The organism is Paraburkholderia terricola (genome assembly GCF_003330825.1).
In the GTDB taxonomy this organism is placed as follows: domain Bacteria; phylum Pseudomonadota; class Gammaproteobacteria; order Burkholderiales; family Burkholderiaceae; genus Paraburkholderia; species Paraburkholderia terricola.
Window position 1 is genome coordinate 1,460,175 of the sequence record NZ_CP024942.1, and the last position, 18,398, is coordinate 1,478,572.

At 62.7% G+C, this 18,398-nt stretch carries 13 protein-coding genes, 1 tRNA gene and 1 pseudogene; 8 read left to right on the forward strand and 7 right to left on the reverse strand.

The features are described 5' to 3' along the window. Positions 1 to 138: 138 nt before the first annotated feature. Together selD and CUJ90_RS25075 are read right to left on the reverse strand one after the other, a co-directional pair. Positions 139 to 1,227: a selenide, water dikinase SelD gene (gene selD / locus CUJ90_RS25070; RefSeq protein ID WP_114164137.1), complete on the reverse strand. Its 1,089-nt coding sequence runs from the start codon at positions 1,225 to 1,227 to the stop codon at positions 139 to 141. A gap of 138 nt (positions 1,228 to 1,365) precedes the next feature. Continuing rightward, complete coding sequence (locus CUJ90_RS25075) at positions 1,366 to 1,692, reverse strand: beta-xylosidase (RefSeq protein ID WP_073430662.1); 327 nt, start codon at positions 1,690 to 1,692, stop codon at positions 1,366 to 1,368. Positions 1,693 to 1,885: 193 nt separating this feature from the next. Here CUJ90_RS25075 and fdnG point away from each other — a divergent pair, with 193 nt between their 5' ends. The 8 genes from fdnG to CUJ90_RS25120 all read left to right on the forward strand — a co-directional run bounded on the left by fdnG (position 1,886) and on the right by CUJ90_RS25120 (position 12,484). Continuing rightward, positions 1,886 to 4,954: a formate dehydrogenase-N subunit alpha gene (gene fdnG, locus CUJ90_RS25085; RefSeq protein WP_083081618.1), complete on the forward strand. Its 3,069-nt coding sequence runs from the start codon at positions 1,886 to 1,888 to the stop codon at positions 4,952 to 4,954. Between the two features lie 9 nt (positions 4,955 to 4,963). Then, entirely contained in the window at positions 4,964 to 5,896 is a 933-nt protein-coding gene (gene fdxH, locus CUJ90_RS25090) for a formate dehydrogenase subunit beta (protein ID WP_073430665.1), read from the forward strand. Further along, positions 5,883 to 6,539 (forward strand): formate dehydrogenase subunit gamma, encoded by a 657-nt coding sequence (locus CUJ90_RS25095; RefSeq protein WP_073430666.1) that lies wholly within the window; start codon positions 5,883 to 5,885, stop codon positions 6,537 to 6,539. The genes fdxH and CUJ90_RS25095 overlap by 14 nt, the downstream gene beginning before the upstream one ends. A gap of 131 nt (positions 6,540 to 6,670) precedes the next feature. Beyond that, positions 6,671 to 7,666, forward strand: coding sequence for a formate dehydrogenase accessory protein FdhE (gene fdhE, locus CUJ90_RS25100; RefSeq protein ID WP_073430720.1), 996 nt, complete (start codon positions 6,671 to 6,673; stop codon positions 7,664 to 7,666). Positions 7,667 to 7,698: 32 nt separating this feature from the next. Next, positions 7,699 to 9,129 (forward strand): L-seryl-tRNA(Sec) selenium transferase, encoded by a 1,431-nt coding sequence (gene selA, locus CUJ90_RS25105; RefSeq protein ID WP_073430667.1) that lies wholly within the window; start codon positions 7,699 to 7,701, stop codon positions 9,127 to 9,129. Further along, the gene (selB, locus tag CUJ90_RS25110) at positions 9,126 to 11,036 is read left to right on the forward strand and encodes a selenocysteine-specific translation elongation factor (protein WP_114164138.1); all 1,911 of its coding nucleotides are present in this window, start codon (positions 9,126 to 9,128) and stop codon (positions 11,034 to 11,036) included. The genes selA and selB overlap by 4 nt, the downstream gene beginning before the upstream one ends. Before the next feature lie 148 nt (positions 11,037 to 11,184). Next, positions 11,185 to 11,280, forward strand: a tRNA-Sec gene (locus CUJ90_RS32515). Between the two features lie 446 nt (positions 11,281 to 11,726). Beyond that, positions 11,727 to 12,484, forward strand: a protein-coding gene (locus CUJ90_RS25120; protein ID WP_114163956.1) for an IS5 family transposase whose coding sequence is annotated in 2 segments (ribosomal slippage) — positions 11,727 to 12,051 and positions 12,051 to 12,484 — 759 coding nt in all. Because the reading frame shifts where the segments join, the coding sequence is not laid out codon by codon here. A 241-nt stretch (positions 12,485 to 12,725) separates the two neighbouring features. Here the strand turns inward: CUJ90_RS25120 and CUJ90_RS25125 are convergent. The 5 genes and pseudogenes from CUJ90_RS25125 to CUJ90_RS25150 all read right to left on the reverse strand — a co-directional run bounded on the left by CUJ90_RS25125 (position 12,726) and on the right by CUJ90_RS25150 (position 18,210). Then, positions 12,726 to 14,939 (reverse strand): beta-glucosidase family protein, encoded by a 2,214-nt coding sequence (locus CUJ90_RS25125; protein ID WP_114164139.1) that lies wholly within the window; start codon positions 14,937 to 14,939, stop codon positions 12,726 to 12,728. 681 nt (positions 14,940 to 15,620) lie between these two features. Then, entirely contained in the window at positions 15,621 to 16,031 is a 411-nt protein-coding gene (locus tag CUJ90_RS25130) for a DUF3331 domain-containing protein (protein ID WP_073430670.1), read from the reverse strand. 170 nt (positions 16,032 to 16,201) lie between these two features. Continuing rightward, a pseudogene (locus CUJ90_RS33395) lies at positions 16,202 to 16,405 on the reverse strand (OsmC family protein); the annotation flags it as partial. A gap of 386 nt (positions 16,406 to 16,791) precedes the next feature. Further along, positions 16,792 to 17,205 (reverse strand): carboxymuconolactone decarboxylase family protein, encoded by a 414-nt coding sequence (locus CUJ90_RS25145; protein WP_159442583.1) that lies wholly within the window; start codon positions 17,203 to 17,205, stop codon positions 16,792 to 16,794. Positions 17,206 to 17,223: 18 nt separating this feature from the next. Next, positions 17,224 to 18,210, reverse strand: a complete 987-nt coding sequence (locus CUJ90_RS25150) for an alpha/beta fold hydrolase (protein ID WP_073430672.1) — start codon at positions 18,208 to 18,210, stop codon at positions 17,224 to 17,226. Positions 18,211 to 18,398 lie beyond the last annotated feature (188 nt).

Sequence of the window (18,398 nt, forward strand, 5' to 3'; positions counted from 1 at the left end):
AGAGTGAAATTATCGCATGCGCCGCAAACGCCGGCCGCCGAGGCTCCCAGCGCCGCTTTCGAGCTTCCGGCTCCACCTGGTGTCGTCTCTGCCGCGCCCTCGCTTGCCCCCTCGCTCGTGCCTCGATCCGCCGAAGCGTCAGACGACTTCGACGCGTCTTTCGCCGCTCACCATCTCGCCGATCACGCGCGCCTCGCCGAAACCGTCGGCGTGGAATAGGGCGAGCACTTCGTCGACGGCCTCGGGCGCGCACGACACCAGCAGACCGCCCGAGGTTTGCGGGTCGGTGAGCAGCGTGCGCGCGGTCGACGGCAAGGAGGACGGCAGCACGACGTCCTTGCCGTAAGCGTCCCAGTTGCGCCCGGACGCGCCGGTGAAAATACCGGCTTCCGCCAGCCCGATCACATCCGGCAGCCACGGCAGGTCCGCATAGCGCACGCGGGCGGTCAGATTCGAGCCGCGCGCCAATTCCAGCGTGTGGCCCAGCAGGCCGAAACCGGTGATGTCGGTCAGCGCGTGCACGCCGTCCAGCCTGGCCAGTTCCGCGCCGGGGCGGTTGAGCTTGGTGGTCGCGCCGATCATCGCGGCGTAGCCGGCGGCGTCGAGGCGGTTTTTCTTCAGCGCCGCCGAGAGAATGCCGACGCCCAGCGGCTTGCCGAGAATCAGCACGTCGCCGGCCTGCGCGCCCGCATTGCGCTTCACGCGCTTCGGATCGACCACGCCGATCGCGACCAGGCCGTAAATGGGCTCCACGGAATCGATCGAATGGCCGCCCGCGAGCGGAATGCCGGCTTCGGCGCAGACGGATTCGCCGCCTTTGAGCACGGCTGCGATCACGTCGTGCGGCAGCACGTTGATCGGCATGCCGACGATCGCCAGCGCCATGATCGGTTTGCCGCCCATCGCATAGACGTCGGACAGCGCATTGGTCGCGGCGATGCGGCCGAAGTCGAACGGGTCGTCGACGACCGGCATGAAGAAGTCGGTGGTGGCGACGATCGCCTGCGCGTCGTTCAGTTTGTAGACGGCGGCGTCGTCGGCGGTATCGTTGCCGACCAGCAAGTCGGGAAAGAACGGCAGCGGCGCGCTGCGTTTGAGCAGGTCGGCGAGCACGCCGGGCGCGATCTTGCAGCCGCAGCCGCCGCCATGCGACAGGCTGGTGAGGCGGGGCGACGCGGTTGGGGTTTCGCTTGTGGTTTGGCTCGTGGTGGCGTGGGTATCGGTCATCGTGGTGCGGATCTGAGGCTTCGAATGACCGCATTATGCGGGTTGTTCGGGCGCGGCGCAGCGACCGGCCGGCGCAACCCGGCGCCAAGGCGTCGAGCCCAGCGAGGGCCACGGCCGGTCACGTCTTATGACCGGCGCTTATTTGTTACTGCCGGCTCCCGTGCCGTACAGCCCGTTGTCGAAGCCACCGTTTCCCTGCGCTGTGTGACCTTTGCTAACGCTTTTGCCACGCGAAGTGGCCGAGCCGCCGTCCCTGGTTTGCGGCTTGTGCGACTCATGCACAGCGGAGGCCGCCGGATCGGGCGCCGAACCCATCGCGGAGGCGCGATTTTCCTGTTGCTCCGAGCCGCTGCCCTGGGTGGTCTGCGCGAAGCCGCATGGGCTCGCAACCAGCACCCCGCTGCCGAAAGCGAGCGAGACGATGAATCTGGATGGACGCGAATGGGCAAGAAGTCGGGGAGTCATAAGTCAGCCTAATGATCAGGGAGTGAGCGGGATTCACGCAGAACAAATGCAGCAGGAACGATGCCCGCTTCCCGCTCACCGGCTGCGGTGTTTCATATTTGCCCGCGCGGGCGAGGGGGTACAGTCTCGCTGCAGGACTTGATACTGACCTCTATAATCAATATCAGTACCCCACAAGAGCCGAGGCCATTAAATGCCGCATATGTCCCGGCGACAATTTCTGAAGGTCTCCGCCACCACGCTTGCCGGATCGAGTCTCGCCCTCATGGGCTTCTCCCCGGCTCCCGCGCTAGCGGAAGTCCGTCAGTACAAGTTGTCGCGTACCACTGAAACCCGCAATACCTGCCCGTACTGCTCCGTAGGCTGCGGCATCCTGATGTACGGACTCGGCGACAACGCCAAGAACGCCAAGTCCAGCATCATCCATATCGAAGGCGATCCCGATCATCCAGTGAATCGCGGCACGTTGTGCCCGAAGGGCGCGAGCCTGATCGACTTCATTCATAGTCCGAGCCGTCTGAAGCACCCCGAGCATCGCGCGGCCGGATCGAATGAATGGACGCGGATTTCCTGGGAAGATGCGCTCGACCGCATCGCCAAGCTGATGAAGGAAGACCGCGACGCCAATTTCGTCGAGGCCACGCCGGACGGCAAGAAGGTCAACCGCTGGCTGACCACCGGCATGCTGGCGGCCTCGGCCGGCAGCAATGAAGTGGGTTATCTGACGCACAAGACTGTCCGCAGTCTTGGCATGCTCGCGTTCGACAATCAGGCGCGTGTCTGACATGGCCCGACGGTGGCAGGTCTTGCCCCGACGTTTGGCCGTGGAGCGATGACGAACCATTGGGTCGACATCAAGAACGCGGATGTGATTCTCGTGATGGGCGGCAATGCGGCCGAGGCGCACCCGTGCGGCTTCAAATGGGTCACGGAAGCCAAGGCGCATCGCAAGGCAAGGTTGATCGTGGTCGATCCGCGCTTCACGCGCACGGCTTCGGTCGCGGACTATTACGCGCAGATTCGAACCGGCTCGGACATCGTGTTCCTCGGCGGGGTGATCAACTATTTGCTCACCAACGACAAGATCCAGCACGAATATGTGAAGAATTACACGGACATGCCGTTCATCGTCCGTGAGGATTTTTCATTTACCGACGGTCTGTATTCCGGTTACAACGCCGACAAGCGCAGCTACGACAAGAGCACGTGGGACTACGAACGCGGCGACGACGGTTTCGCGAAAGTGGACCCGACGCTGCAGGACCCGCGCTGCGTCTATCAGCTCATGAAGCAGCACTACTCGCGCTACACGCCCGAGCAGGTCGAGAAGATTTGCGGCACGCCGAAAGAGAAATTCCTCAAGGTGTGCGAGATGCTCGCGTCGACGGCGGTGCCGGGGCGCGCCGGCACGATCCTGTACGCGCTCGGCTGGACCCATCACTCGGTCGGCTCGCAAATGATCCGCACCGGCGCGATGGTGCAACTGCTGCTGGGCAACATCGGCGTTGCCGGCGGCGGCATGAACGCGTTGCGCGGCCACTCGAACATTCAGGGCTTGACGGACCTCGGCCTGATGTCGAATCTGCTGCCCGGCTACATGACGCTGCCCATGGAGGCCGAGCAGGACTACGAGGCGTACATCACGAAGCGCGCCACCCAGCCGCTGCGGCCCAATCAACTCAGCTACTGGCGCAATTACCGCGCTTTCCACGTCAGCTTCATGAAGTCGTGGTGGGGCGATAACGCGAACGCCGGGAACAACTTCGGCTTCGACTATCTGCCGAAGCTCGACAAGCCGTACGACATGCTGCAGGTCTTCGAACTGATGAATCAGGGCAAGATGACCGGCTACATCGCGCAGGGCTTCAACCCGCTTGCCGCGGCGCCGAACAAGGCGAAGATCGGCGCGAGTCTCGCCAAGCTGAAGTGGCTCGTCATCATGGACCCGCTCGCCACCGAGACCTCCGAGTTCTGGAAAAACCACGGCGAATTCAACGACGTCGATGCGTCGGCGATCCAGACCGAGGTGTTCCGTCTGCCGACCACCTGTTTCGCGGAAGAACGCGGCTCGCTGGTCAGTTCGAGCCGGGTCCTGCAGTGGCACTGGCAGGGCGCGAACGGCCCCGGTGAAGCGAAGAGCGATCTCGAGATCATGTCGGGGCTGTGGCTGCGCATCCGCAAGGCCTACAAGGAGAACGGCGGCAAGTATCCCGATCCGATTCTCAACATGAGCTGGCCGTACGCCGACCCGGAAAGCCCCACGCCTGAAGAACTCGCGATGGAGTTCAACGGAAAGGCGCTCGCCGACGTCACCGATCCCACCGACAAAACCAAGGTGCTCGCGAAGAAGGGCGAGCAACTGGCCAGCTTCGCGCAACTGCGCGACGACGGCAGCACCGCGAGCGGTTGCTGGATTTTTTGCGGCTCGTGGACCCAGGCCGGCAACCAGATGGGCCGCCGCGACAACGCCGACCCGACCGGCATCGGCAATACGCTGAACTGGGCGTGGGCGTGGCCCGCGAACCGGCGGATTCTGTACAACCGTGCTTCATGCGACGTCAGCGGCAAGCCGTTCGACCCCACGCGCAAGCTGATCGCGTGGAACGGCAAGACATGGAGCGGCGCGGACATTCCCGACTTCAAGGCGGACGAACCGCCCGAAAACGGCATGAATCCGTTCATCATGAATCCGGAGGGCGTCGCGCGCTTCTTCTCGCGCGACGGTCTGGTGGAAGGACCGTTCCCCGAGCATTACGAACCGTTTGAAACGCCGATCGGCTACAACCCGCTGCATCCGAACAACAAGGCGGTCGTCAGCAATCCGGCGGCGCGCGTGTTCCCGGACGACCGCGCCGCGTTCGGCACGCACGACAAGTTTCCGCATACGGCGACCACCTATCGTCTGACCGAACACTTCCACTACTGGACCAAGCACGCGCGCCTGAACGCGATCGTGCAGCCGCAACAGTTCGTGGAGATCGGCGAGGATCTGGCGAAGGAAGTGGGCGTGGTCGCGGGCGATCGCGTCAAGGTGTCGTCCAATCGTGGTCATATCGTTGCGGTGGCGCTCGTCACCAAGCGGATCAAACCGCTGATGATCGAGGGGAAAAAGGTGCAGACAGTCGGGTTGCCGTTGCATTGGGGCTTCAAGGGGCTCACGAAGCCGGGTTATCTCATCAATACGCTGACGCCTTCCGTGGGCGACGGGAATTCGCAAACACCGGAATTCAAGTCGTTCCTCGTCAAGGTCGAAAAGGCATAAGGAGCTGAGATGGCACTGCAATCACTCGATATCAAACGCCTCTCCGCCACCACGCTGCCGGAGCCGCAGATTCGCGAGCCGGCCACGGGAACGGTCGCCAAGCTCATCGACGTCTCCAAGTGCATCGGCTGCAAGGCGTGTCAGACGGCCTGCATGGAATGGAACGACTTGCGCGACGAGGTCGGCGACACCACCGGCGTCTACGACAACCCGCGCGATCTGACCGAGCATTCATGGACCGTCATGCGCTTCTCGGAGTACGAGAACACCGAAGGCGATCTCGAATGGCTGATCCGCAAGGACGGCTGCATGCACTGCGAGGACCCCGGCTGTCTGAAGGCCTGCCCGGCGCCGGGCGCGATCGTGCAGTACACGAACGGTATCGTGGATTTTCACGAGGAAAACTGCATCGGCTGCGGCTATTGCGTGACCGGTTGCCCGTTCAACGTGCCGCGCATTTCGAAGAAGGACAACCGCGCGTACAAGTGCACGCTGTGCTCGGACCGTGTGGCCGTCGGTCAGGAACCCGCTTGCGTCAAGACCTGCCCGACCGGCGCGATCATGTTCGGCACCAAGGAGGACATGAAGCAGCAGGCGGCGGAGCGGGTCGTGGATCTGAAGGAGCGCGGTTTTCAGAACGCCGGCTTGTACGATCCCGCCGGCGTGGGCGGCACGCATGTGATGTACGTGCTGCATCACGCCGACAAGGCCAATCTGTACCACGGCTTGCCGCAGGATCCGAAGATCAGCGCGATGGTTTCTCTGTGGAAGGGCCTCTCGAAGCCGCTGGCGCTGGCCGGTATCGCGTTCGCGGCGGTGGCGGGTTTCTTCCATTACACACGCGTTGGCCCCAACGAGGTGACGGAGGCGGAAGAACTCGAAGCCCAGCGTGAAGTCGACGAAGTACGCCGTTCGCGGGAGGCATCCGATGAAACACCCTGAACACACCACGCTGAGAGACGTGAAGGGCAACGGCCTGATCGTGCGCTACACGCCGAACGAGCGCACGAATCACTGGATCACCGCCATTACGTTCGTCCTGCTGGCGCTCTCCGGTCTCGCCATGTTTCATCCCGCCATGGCGTGGCTCTATGCGCTTTTAGGCGGCGGGCAGTGGACGCGGATTCTGCATCCGTTCATCGGCTGCGTGATGTTCGTCTCGTTCCTGATTCTTGCGTTGCGCTTCTGGCATCACAATTATCTCGACAAGGCCGACATGCAGTGGATGAGGCAGTTCGACGACGTGCTCAACAATCGCGAGGACAAACTGCCGCCGATCGGAAAGTACAACGCCGGTCAAAAGCTGCTATTTTTCACGATGGTGATTTGCCTCGTGCTGTTGCTGCTCAGCGGCATCGTGATCTGGCGGCGTTATTTCTCGTTCTATTTCCCGATCGAGATCATCCGGCTTGCGGCGGTCGTGCATGCGGTAACGGCGTTCGTGCTGATCGTCGGCATCATCGTGCATATCTATGCGGCGCTGTGGGTCAAGGGATCGATCGGCGCGATGACGCGCGGCACGGTGACTTACGGCTGGGCGAGAAAGCATCATCCGAACTGGTTCAAGGAAACCATCGGCAAGTGAGAGGCAAATAAGAAGCAAACAAGCGGTACGGCTTTTAGCGCACCGCACCCGAGCCGCCGCTCTTGTTCATGGAACCGCGGCGGCTCTTCAGTTTTAGCGCAATGGCAGCGCAATTGTCAGAGGTCGATACCTTGGTTCAACGCATTCTTGAAGCCGGCGATATCGAGTCGCTCGATCACTCGGCGATTCCCCGCATCCGCACGCCTGAACGGCTCGCGGTGTTCGCGCCGCGTGCCGCGCGGCTGCGTCAGTTGGCGGCGCTCGACAATCCGATCGCCGGCTATTTGCGCCTGATGGCCGTGCTGGCCGACGCGCAGCAAGCGGTGATGGCGGGCTTCAAGGCGAAGCCGCCCAGCCCCGAATTGATCGCGAGCGCGCAACAGCATTCCATGCCGCTGATTCCCGCGCTGTCGGGCGCGCGCGATCCGGCGTGGCGCGATGTCTTGCGTCAGTTGCTCGACAAGGTCGAAGCCGCGGGGCCGCTCACGCCGCCGCTCGAAGCGCTCATCGGCCGGTTGCGCACGCTCGACACCGCCGCGCTCGAATCGCAGGCCGACGCGATCTTCGCGCAGCGCTTCGGCGAGGTGGACCCGGCGAGCGCGCCGTTCATCGTGGCCGCGCTGCAAGTGGTGTGGACCGATCTCGCCGCCGATATCGACAAGCGCGAGGTGCCGTACCTCGAAACGCTCGGCCTATGCCCCGTATGCGGCTCTCACCCGGTGGCGAGCACGGTGCGCGTGGGCGGTGTGTATGACAATTACCGCTACCTGCAATGCGGCTTGTGCGCGACCGAGTGGCACATGGTGCGCTCGAAATGCTCGAACTGCGATTCGACCAAGGGCATCGCCTATCACGCGGTCGGCTCGCCGGACGTCGACGACGCCACGCGGGAAGCCGAATCGCGGAACGCGGCGTTAAAGGCGGAGTCGTGCGACGAATGCCATACTTATCGGAAGATCGGCATTCAGTCGAAAGACTACGATTTCGATCCGTTCGCGGACGATCTCGCCAGCCTCACGCTGGACCTGCTGATGGGGGCGGAGGGATACCGGCGTGCGTCGCCGCATCCGTGGCTGTGGCCGGAGCAGGCCGACGCCTCGGCTGAGCCTTCCGGCGAATCCGCTTAAAAGCGACTGAAACGACTGGAAGGGATTGCCTCGTGAGCGATGTAAGCGGCTCTGAATTGCGGGCGCTGATGGCGCGCGTGCCGTCGGTGGAAAAGGTCATGGCGTCGGCGGAATTCGCCGCGCTCCTGAACGAATTCGGCCGCACCCAGGTGTTGACCGCGCTGCGCGAGGCGCTCGATCAGTGGCGCGTGAGCGCGCAATCGGGCAGCGCGTCCGTGAGCGCGCTCGACGCCGCGCAACTTCAGGCATCGGTGGAAGCCACGCTGCGCCGGCGCAACCAGTCCCGCTTGCGCAGCGTCTTCAATCTGACCGGCACGGTGCTGCATACGAATCTCGGCCGCGCGTTGTTGCCGGACGAAGCGGTGCAAGCCGTTGTGAAGGCGCTCACGCAGCCCGCCAACCTGGAATTCGATCTTGGCACGGGCAAGCGTGGCGACCGAGACGATTTGATCGACGAACTGATCTGCGAACTGACCGGCGCGGAAGCGGCCACGGTGGTCAATAACAATGCCGCCGCGGTGCTGCTCACGCTGTCCGCGCTGGCTGCGAGGAAAGACGTCATCGTGTCGCGCGGCGAACTGGTCGAAATCGGCGGCGCGTTTCGCATTCCCGACATCATGAGCCGCGCGGGCGCGAAGCTGCGCGAGGTCGGCACCACGAATCGCACGCATCTGAAAGACTATGCGGAAGCCATCGGCCCGCAAACCGCGCTGCTGATGAAGGTGCACACGAGCAACTACGCGATCCACGGCTTCACCAAGGAGGTCGGGGTCGGCGCCATCGCGCCGCTCGCGCATTCGCATGGCCTGCCGGTTGCCGTCGATCTCGGCAGCGGCACGCTGGTCGATCTGAGCCAGTGGGGGCTGCCGCACGAAGCGACGGTGCGTGAAACCGTGGAAGCCGGCGCCGATCTCGTCACATTCAGCGGCGACAAGTTGCTTGGCGGTCCGCAGGCCGGATTGATCGTCGGCCGGCGCAATCTGATCGCCAGAATCAAGAAGCATCCGCTCAAGCGTGCGCTGCGCGTCGGCAAGCTGACGCTCGGGGCGCTCGAACCCGTGTTGCAGCTTTACCGCGCGCCGGAAAAACTGGTCGAGCGGCTGACCACGCTGCGCTTGCTCACGCGTCCCGCCGACGAAATCCGCTTGGCCGCCGAGCGCGTGCAGCCGTTCCTGCAGCGCGCGATCGGCGAACGCTACGCCGTGGCGACGGAGCCGATGTTCAGCCAGATCGGCAGCGGCGCATTGCCCGTGGATGTGTTGCCGAGCTACGGCCTCGTGATCAGAACGGCTGACGGCAAGCGCGGCGGCCGTCAGTTGATCGCGCTCGAAAAGCTGTTGCGCGAGATGGCGCGGCCGGTGATCGGCCGTATCGCGGACGATGCGTTGCGCCTCGACCTGCGTTGTCTCGAAGCCGCCGACGAAGCACAGTTGGTCGAGCAACTGAAGGGCACGCACGCATGATCGTCGGCACGGCGGGGCACATCGATCACGGCAAGACGAGTCTCGTGAGAGCGCTGTCGGGCGTCGATACCGATCGTCTCAAGGAAGAAAAGGCGCGCGGCATTTCGATCGAGTTGGGCTACGCATACGTACCGCTCGAGAACGGCGACGTGCTCGGCATGATCGACGTGCCGGGACACGAAAAGCTGGTCCACACCATGACGGCGGGCGCGAGCGGCATCGATTTCGCGCTGCTCGTGATCGCCGCCGACGACGGCGTGATGCCGCAAACGCGCGAGCATCTGGCGATTGTGGAACTGCTCGGCATCGAGCGGGGCGCCGTCGCGTTGACGAAGATAGACCGTGTGGATGCGCAACGTCTGCGGGAAGCGCGCGCCGAGGTGGCGGCGTTTCTGAGCGGCGGCGTATTGCAGGACGCACCCGTGTTCGATACCTGCGCGACCTGTGCCGACGATCCCGGCGTGGCCGCATTGAAAGCGCATCTGCATGCAGCGGCGGCAGCGTGGCGTATGAAGCGCGACGACGGCCTGTTCCGTCTTGCGGTCGACCGGGTTTTCACGCTGGCGGGGCAAGGCACGATCGTGACGGGAACGGTGGTGTCCGGCAGGGTGGATGTCGGCGATACGATGCTGCTCGCGCCGAAGAATCAACCTGTGCGCGTGCGCGGCATTCATGCGCAGAACCGGCCCGCTACGCGCGGACGCGCAGGGGAGCGCTGCGCGCTGAATCTCGCGGGCATCGAGAAAAGCGCGATCGATCGCGGCGACTGGGTCGTCGATCCGCGCTTGTCGCAAGCGTCGGAACGTCTCGACGTCATACTGACGCTGCTCGCCGATGCACCGCTCACGCTGGAACATTGGGCGCCGCTGCACGTGCATCTCGGCACCCAGCATCAGGTTGCGCATGTCGCGCTGCTCGACGGCGACACGCTAGCAGCCGGTCAGCGCGCGCGCGTGCAACTGGTGTTCGAGCGGCCGGTGTGCGCGCTTCCCGGCGACCGTTTTGTCGTGCGTAACGCGCAGGCGAATCGCACGGTCGGCGGCGGACACGTGCTCGATCCGTTTGCGCCTTCCCGCAAGCGTCGCTCGGCGGAGCGGCTGGCATGGCTGGACGCGATTCAAGGCATGCTCGACACGGGTACGCTGGATGCGCTGCTCGCGAGGGCGCCGCATGGATTGTCGCGCTCGTTGCTGGAACGGCTGACCGGCATGCCGGCGGCCGCGCTTGAATTGCCGCCGGATACGCACGCGGTGGAATTGCCCGGCCATGACGCCTTGCTGGTCGCCGATGCGGCGTGGCGGGCGTTGGCGTCGCGGCTGATTGCCACGCTCGCGCAGTACCACGAGCGCTCGCCGGATGAACTGGGCCCGGACGTGTCGCGTCTGCGGCGCATCGCTGCGCCGCTCGCGAGCGACGCGTTGTGGCGCGCGCTGGTGGACGACGCGGCGGCGCGCGGCGAGGTCGTGAAGCAGGGGCCGTGGCTGCATCTGCCGGATCACGCGGTGACGCTCGACGACGCCGATCGCGCGCTCGCGGCGGCGGTGCTGCCGGCGGTGAAAGCAGGGCGCTTCGATCCGCCGTGGGTGCGCGATCTGGCGAGCGCACATGGGGTCACGGAGGACCGCATGCGTCAGTTGATGCGCAAGCTTGCGCGGCAGGGCGAGCTTTTTCAGGTCGTGCGCGATCTCTTTTATCACGCTGACGTGATTCGTGAACTGGCTTCGATCGCGGCGGACGAAGCGCGGAAAAACGCGGGTACGGTTGCCGCCGGGCCTTTTCGCGACGTGACCGGTCTTGGCCGGAAACGTGCGATCCAACTACTGGAGTTCTTCGACCGCGTTGGGTATACGCGCTTTCACCGTGGGCTGCATTTGATGCGCACCGATAGCCGTTGGCTGGTTGGCTGAACGCCTGTCCGTGAGACGGTCAGGTGGTGCGCGCGAGCGAGCACGGAGTGGTTCGAAGCGAATATAATTTGCGCGGCTGTGACGATGCCAGTCGGCGTCGATGTCGCTGCTAGTAGCCAGGCATTGTCATGGCAGTTCAATCACCGTAGGAAGGCATTCGTATCCGGTGGTGCGGCTGGGCTTCAAACCCAGTTGAGGGCGTCAGCCGCTCTCAGGTCGGTTCGACTCCGGCTGCCTTCCGCCAGTCAAATTTCCCGGGCATTTCCACACTTTCCCGGAAGCGCCACATCGTCGCAATATGTCGGCTATGCGCCATTGGCGTGCTACGGCGGCCGTCCGCGGTTGCGCGGAAAATGGAAGCGGTCCGGGCAACCGGGCCGGCCGCGCGCGCAGTTGCTCAGAACCCCACACCTACGCCGACGCCTACCCCACCGCCGAGGCTGCCGCCTCCCACGCCCACGCCTATGCTGGGGCCCGGCGGGTAGTAGCCAGGCCCATACGCAGGATCGCTGTAACCGTACGGCGGGGCAGCAACACATCCCGAGACGGCCGCCACCATCGCCAGGATGCCGAAAAGTCTGAGCATGATCATCTCCCTTGCACGAACTGCGCAGCAAGAGATGATCCCGTTTACGGCGGGGTTAACTAGGGCACGTTCACACTAATGATTTTTGCCTGTAAACTTCGGGCATGGAACTCACCGAAGCCCAATTTCGAAAGGTCGAACATTGTTTGCCGCGTCAACGTGGCAACGTCAGCATGTCGAACCTTCAAGTGTTGAATGCAATCCTTTATGTTGCTGAGCATGGTTGCAAGTGGCGTGGTTTGCCCGGGCGTTTTGGTCGGTGGCACACGATCTATACGCGGATGAACCGTTGGTCCAAAAGCGGCGTACTGGATCGCGTATTTACCGAATTGCAGCGTGCCCAGATCGTTCGTGTCAGGATCGAAGCCGTCTCGCTGGATAGCACGATCGTAAAGGTGCATCCAGATGGGACTGGCGCATTAAAAAAAGTGGACCCCAAGCCATCGGCAAGTGCCGAGCCGGATGGACTACCAAGATTCATATGGTTGCCGCGGATGCTCGAACAGCCATAACGTTCGCACTTTCCCCCGGCCAAGCCGGTGATGCGCCCCAGGGACGGGCCTTGCTACAAAGCCTCGGGCCACCGAATCGGCCACTGCACTTGCTGATGGACAAGGCGTATGAGGGCGACGAGACGCGACAACTCGCGCTTGACCTAGGCTTCATCCCAGTTGTCCCGCCAAAAAGCAATCGCCTTGAACCATGGGAATACGATCGGGAAATGTACAAACGTCGAAACGAAGTGGAGCGACTGTTCCGAAGACTCAAAGGCTTCCGCCGCATCTTCTCGCGATTCGACAAACTGGATGTGATGTTCATTGCCTTCATCAATTTCGCGCTTATCGTCGATGGACTCAGATAGTGTGAACACACCCTAGAACCCCCGGCAATACCTCGCAAGCGCCGTCAGCAGAGTGCGCTCGTCAAGGTCGTGACAACGACCTGGGGCACGCTCCGGCCATGAACGGTCGTTTGGCAGTGTGAGCCAAATCGTCGATGGCCCGCGGCGCTCGCCGCTCGCCATATCCTGTCGGCAAGCGGTTCAACCCGATGCGCCGGGCGCAGAACATCCCGCGCCCGGGTGCGTGACGGGAGTACGAGGTTCAGCTCCCTTGCAACCGGATGTCACGCGACGACGCTCCGACATACACCGTCCCGCCAGGCACATATCGCCAGCCATTGCGCGACGTGTCCCACACGCTCTGCATCCGCGGCGTGACCGTGATGCGAACGTGGCGTGCCTCGCCGGGATTCAGGCCGATCTTCTCCCAGCCGACCAGACGTCGCGGCGGCTCGTCGCGGTAGGGCACGCCGAGATACACCTGCGGCACTTCCGCGCCCGCCATACGGCCATCGTTGCGCACCGTAAACGACACGTCGATCGCGCCGTCAGGGCGATGTTTGACCGAAAGCCCCGAATACGAGAAATGCGTGTACGACAGCCCGTATCCGAACTCGAACATCGGCGTGATGTTTTTCGCGTCGTACCAGCGGTAGCCCATGTTCAGCTTCTCTGCGTAGACGGGATCCGGCTCGAACGCGCCGCTTTGCCCCCACGTCGGCGTATCCTGATCACGCACCGGGAAGGTGACGGGCAGCTTGCCGGAAGGATTGACCTTGCCGAACAGCACGTTCGCGATCGCATTGCCGCCGCCTTCACCCGGATACCAGGCCTCCACGATTGCCGCCACGCGATGCTTCCACGGCATCAGCACCGGGTTACCGCTTTCCACGACGACGATCGTGCGGGGATTGGCGTGCGCGACCGCGTCGACGAGTGCATCCTGGTTCGACGGATTCGCAAGGCTCAGGCTTTGCAAATCGCCAAAATCTTCACCCGCCGGCTGCGCGACGACGACAATTGCGACATCCGAGCGGGCTGCGAGCGCCGCCGCCTGATCGATCTCCTGTTGCGTGTACGCGCGAAACGGCGTCTGCTGATCGCTGTTGCCGGCAAAGCTCACCTGCGCCGACGGCGCGAGCGCGCGAATCGCTGCAACAATGGGCGTGTTCAACTTCAGCCACGGATTGGTCCACCAACTGCACCCGGTCGATGTGCCGAACGTCAAGCCGCCGCAACCCGCGAATGCCCCGGTGACCGGATCACGTGTATTGCCTGACCCGCCGCCGGTCAGCACGGCTGCATCAGCGTGTCCCCCAATCACCGCGATCCGTGAGAGCGAGGCTGCGGAGAGCGGCAACTGGTTGTTGTCGTTCTTGAGCAGCACCATCGACTGCTCAGCAACCGCCTGCACGAATGCATTCGCGCCAGCGAAGTCGATGGCGGCGCCCCCCTTTGGAGGATCGTCCATCACGCCCGTGCGGATCATCACGTACAGCTTGCGTCGCACCATGTCATCGAGTCGCGCGGTCGAAACCGAGCCGTTCGCAATCGCCTGCCGAACCGCGTCCGGCGTCAGATAAACGGTCGAGCCGACATCCTCTTCCTCGTCGAGACCGGCGTTGATCGCTTTCGCCGTGCTGTGCGTCGCCCCCCAATCCGATTGCACCTGCCCTTCAAAGCGCCATTCGTTCTTGAGCACGTCGTTGAGCAGATGCGCGTTCTCGCACGCATAGTCGCCATTGAGCCGGTTGTAGCTGCACATCACGCTGCCCGGCTGTGCGCGCCTTGCGGCGATTTCAAACGGCAACAGATACAGCTCGCGCAGTGTGCGCTCGTCGATCTGGCTGTTGCCGCCCCCCCGGTTATGTTCCTGCTCGTTGCCGGCGTAGTGCTTGATCGTGGCGATGACCTTCTGGCGCTGCGTGCCGTCGGTGCGCTCGGCGAGCATCTCCCCGGCGAGCAGCGGATCTTCGCCGAGATACTCGAACAGCCGGCCGCCGCGCGGCTCGCGCGCGAGATTGGTTCCGCCACCGAGTCCCATCCCGAAGCCCTGGGCGCGCAGTTGTATCGCCACCTGTTTGCCGAAATCGGAAGACAGGCGGCGATCCCAGCTTGCCGCAAGCGCGATCGTTGCCGGGAAGGTCGTGCTGGCCTGCGATGTGCTGCCGGAGCCTGCCGCGGAGTCGACCATGTTCAGATCAGGAATGCCGAGACGCGGTACGCCCTGAATGTAGCCCGCGCCACCTCCCGGCACGGCCGACATTGCGTATTTCGAATGAATGAACTGGAGCTTTTCGTCGAGCGTCATCCTGCTGACGAGGGTATCGGCGCGCCGATGCGCGGCCGCCGATCCGAACGCGTTCATCGCAATTGAAGTGGGTAGGAAATCGAGTGGAAAGTCGGGTACATCCGCACGCGCAGCGGCGCACACGGCCGCCGCTAAAGCGGCCGCCAGCCATAGTTTCTTCTGCATATCTGTCTCTCCGGGGATTCTGCTTTTGTTGGAATGCGGAAGCGGAGCGAGTCCGGCAGGTTCACGCCGGACACGAAGGCTGGCGACGCAGGGTAGCTGCGCAAACGTTTGCCTGCCCGGACGGAATCGGGACCATCGGATGGACTGTAGCGACTCTCCGTACTCAACAATTTAAGAATGTAGTCTGACTACAGCATCAGTACTTTTACCGATACGACGCGTTTTTATGCCGAATGAAGGCTATCCGTTAAAACGATTGGCGATTAAACGCAATGAATGCGCAAGCTCCAATGCATTGAGCACGACGAGTGCTGATTATCCTGTTGGCATTGTTTGAAGCGGCGATTGCGTGCTTCCTGCCGGCTCGACCAAGATGCGCTCCAGAAACCGGTAGACAAGTTCGAGTGGGTTCGCGTCAGCAGCTCGAACTCGAACACGCCCAAGCGGGGCGGCTCGAAACGTAGAAGCGTTAGCTCTATGGGTAGACTTCTGCGACCGACACGGCCGCGAGCATCGCCGGAGTCGGATGAGTCACGGTATCGCCGCGCGAATCCATCTTTCTACAAGCGGTGCTTGGCCAATGTGCGAAGTGGATGCCTGCAAGGACGGCCCGCGTGCCATCGGCGGTTCGGCCAGATGGCGCCGTATCGCGGGTGGAGTGCAAACGATCTTCGCCACACATCAGGCCGGCACGAGCTGGCCCTCTGAATATCTTGTCAGCACAGAAGCAAGGATCATGTCGAACGCGTTCGACGGCGCTGCGGCGCCGCGGTGGAACGGCCGGAACACCACGTCGCCCCGTTTGACCGACATGCCGCTGAGCGCGCAAACACCCCTGACGCGGGCATAGCCGGCGCGCCAGGTCTGATCAAGATAGCTGCCGCGCGTAGCGTCGCTCCAGGAAACGAGCACGGTCGTGTCGGTTTGCCATTCGATGCTTCGAATCGTAGAGTCCCTAAGCGCCGCATGCGCAACCACCGTGCGGCTGGGTCGCTCGCGGCGCCGCGAAGCCTGGTAAACCGCCGATGCAGTCTCATGCCAATGCGCGTTCAGCCGTCCGATAATCTGCGACCATGGGTCGAGTCCACACATCTCCGGTTCTCCTGCGACTTCCAGCGGCGATCGCATGCAAAGTGCAGCGCCTCTGGGTTTAAAGTCTCATGGCTGCGGGGCTCACACGAACATTACCGGGTCAAGTTGCCGTCGCTAACGGCTCGATCGTTCGCATGAAATGCGCATGCCGGCTTACAGCTTTGGCACGCTATCTCCGCCTTTGCGGCGAGCAGGCTCAAGGCACTGTGAAAGCGGGCGGCATAGGCGGCAGCAAACAACTGCTCGGGATTCGTCCCGCCGCACGGACCGCCGAGCGGTGCAGGCAAGCGCAGGTCGAGATCGAATTGGCCGTCGTCCGATCGGACTACGCCTGATGCTGGACCATGGCCTGCATCGCCGCCCGTGGCGGTCACGGTCGTCGAGTACGATGGCCACCTTCGATAGCAATGATCGTCGTGATTGTTCTCCGCGGATAGTGCGCCGGGCCGGCCTCGATGCGCCGTCAACGCATGGGTGCATCGTAGGTGCGCGGCGGCCCGTCGGGAAGGCTTGCGCGGCGACGCACCGTGTTGCTTCCAAAGCACCAATCAGAGCGCCGGCGCCGACGTCATGGTGGTCAGGCATTGCAGGTCGAGCGCGCGCGTTCGTTCAGCCATGTAGTCGATGAACACGTGGGCATAGCGGCACAGGTAGAACGAGCGACGCGCCAGGCACACTCAGGAATACGACCAGCGCGCCATCTTGCGCGATGAGTTCATGGGAAAACACGTTGCCTTGTGAGCCCCAGAGCGGGCGGGGCCTATTGGGCGTGCCAATCGACAGCCGGGTTGACCGTCTTGCCGGCAGTGCAACAACGGATGACCTCGTCGGTCGACCACAATGCGCTGCTGCTCCAGTACTTGAACAGCTCTGAAATTTGCGTCTCGTTGAAGTACTTCCGCATACGCGCCCAGATTTCATCGGACGCCGATTGTTCACTGACACCCGAAAGGTGTTCCATCCAGGCCAACGCGGCCTTCTCCGCACTACAGAAAACATCGGCGCACCGCCAGCTTCCGATATGCTCAATCTTCGATGTGGGCACGGCAGCATGAAGCGCCAAGCGAAGGCCATACTGAACGCACAACAGACAGCCGTTGATTTGCGATGCGCGCAGATCGAGAAGCGCGATCAGGCCCGCGTCGAGCGGGCCACTCTGAATAGGGGGCGTCACGATCACGCTCTTCGCAAGCTAGCTGCGCAGGAAAGACAAAAGATCCTCATTAAGCTGATCCTTGTGGGTATCCGTCAATCCATGCGGCGCGCCGGGATAAATCTTCAGGATCGCGTGAGGGACGAGTTTCTTACTCGAACGGGCGCCAATATCCACGGGAACGACCTGGTCGTCGTCGCCGTGAATGATCAGTGTCGGTCTGTCGAACTTCAACAGATCCGCCGTGAAATCCGTTTCGGAATAGGCTTTGACCGATTCGTAGACGTTCTTTAAACCACCGGTCATTCCCTGGCGCCACCATGCGTCGATCAGACCTTGCGACACCTTGGCGCCCGGTCGGTTAAAGCCGTAGAACGGGCCTGCGGGGATGTCCTTGAACAATTGGGAGCGATTGGCGATTATTGCAGCCCGAACGCTATCGAACGATTCAATAGGTACCCCAGATGGATTGCCTGGCGTTTTTACCATCAACGGCGGCACGGCTGAAATCAGCCCGATCTTCGATACGCGGGACGTACCGTGCCGGCCCACGTAACGCGCGACTTCGCCCCCTCCGGTCGAAAACCCGATAACGGCAACATCGCGCAGACCGAGCGTCTGGATGACTGTCGCGAGATCGTCCGCGTAGTGGTCCATGTCGTTGCCGTCCCACGGTTGGCTCGAGCGACCGTGCCCGCGGCGATCATGTGTAATGACTCGAAACCCGTGGGATGCCAGAAAGAAAGCCTGGTTTTCCCAGCTATCCGAGCTGAGCGGCCAACCATGGCTCAGCGTTACGACGGGACCGTCTTTCGCGCCCCAATCCTTGAAGTACAGGCTCACTCCGTCTCGGGTACGGATAACGTCACCGGTATGACCTGCGGACGACATCTGCCCGGTCGTGCCGGGTCCTGACTGCTTGCTGGCAGCCGATGCCACAGTTGTCGTCAACGTTGCGGCGATCCCGCCAATCAGCAGGTTTCGGCGTTTTGCATCGGGGGAAACATGTCCCAGGTTTTTAGTCATGGCTCAAGTCCAGGAATTATTCGACCGGGAGATGGGGGAATTGGCTTGCTTACCGGTCGAGTCATCACAATAACCACGAAGCAGTCATTGGCCTAGTTAAGCGATGCAAAACGCCGTTGATTGCTCTACGTTCACTCTATTAGAAGATCGCGGTTATTTAACGGCGCTTAACATCTACGCTAGCTAAT

Bases quoted from the DNA above. Each gene is read 5' to 3' on its own strand.
- CUJ90_RS25125 (WP_114164139.1), bottom strand. From the start codon at position 14,939: ATGCAGAAGAAACTATGGCTGGCGGCCGCTTTAGCGGCGGCCGTGTGC.
- CUJ90_RS25095 (WP_073430666.1), top strand. From the start codon at position 5,883: ATGAAACACCCTGAACACACCACGCTGAGAGACGTGAAGGGCAACGGC.
- CUJ90_RS25150 (WP_073430672.1), bottom strand. From the start codon at position 18,210: ATGACTAAAAACCTGGGACATGTTTCCCCCGATGCAAAACGCCGAAAC.
- selB (WP_114164138.1), top strand. From the start codon at position 9,126: ATGATCGTCGGCACGGCGGGGCACATCGATCACGGCAAGACGAGTCTC.
- selD (WP_114164137.1), bottom strand. From the start codon at position 1,227: ATGACCGATACCCACGCCACCACGAGCCAAACCACAAGCGAAACCCCA.
- CUJ90_RS25075 (WP_073430662.1), bottom strand. From the start codon at position 1,692: ATGACTCCCCGACTTCTTGCCCATTCGCGTCCATCCAGATTCATCGTC.
- fdxH (WP_073430665.1), top strand. From the start codon at position 4,964: ATGGCACTGCAATCACTCGATATCAAACGCCTCTCCGCCACCACGCTG.
- CUJ90_RS25130 (WP_073430670.1), bottom strand. From the start codon at position 16,031: ATGTGTGGACTCGACCCATGGTCGCAGATTATCGGACGGCTGAACGCG.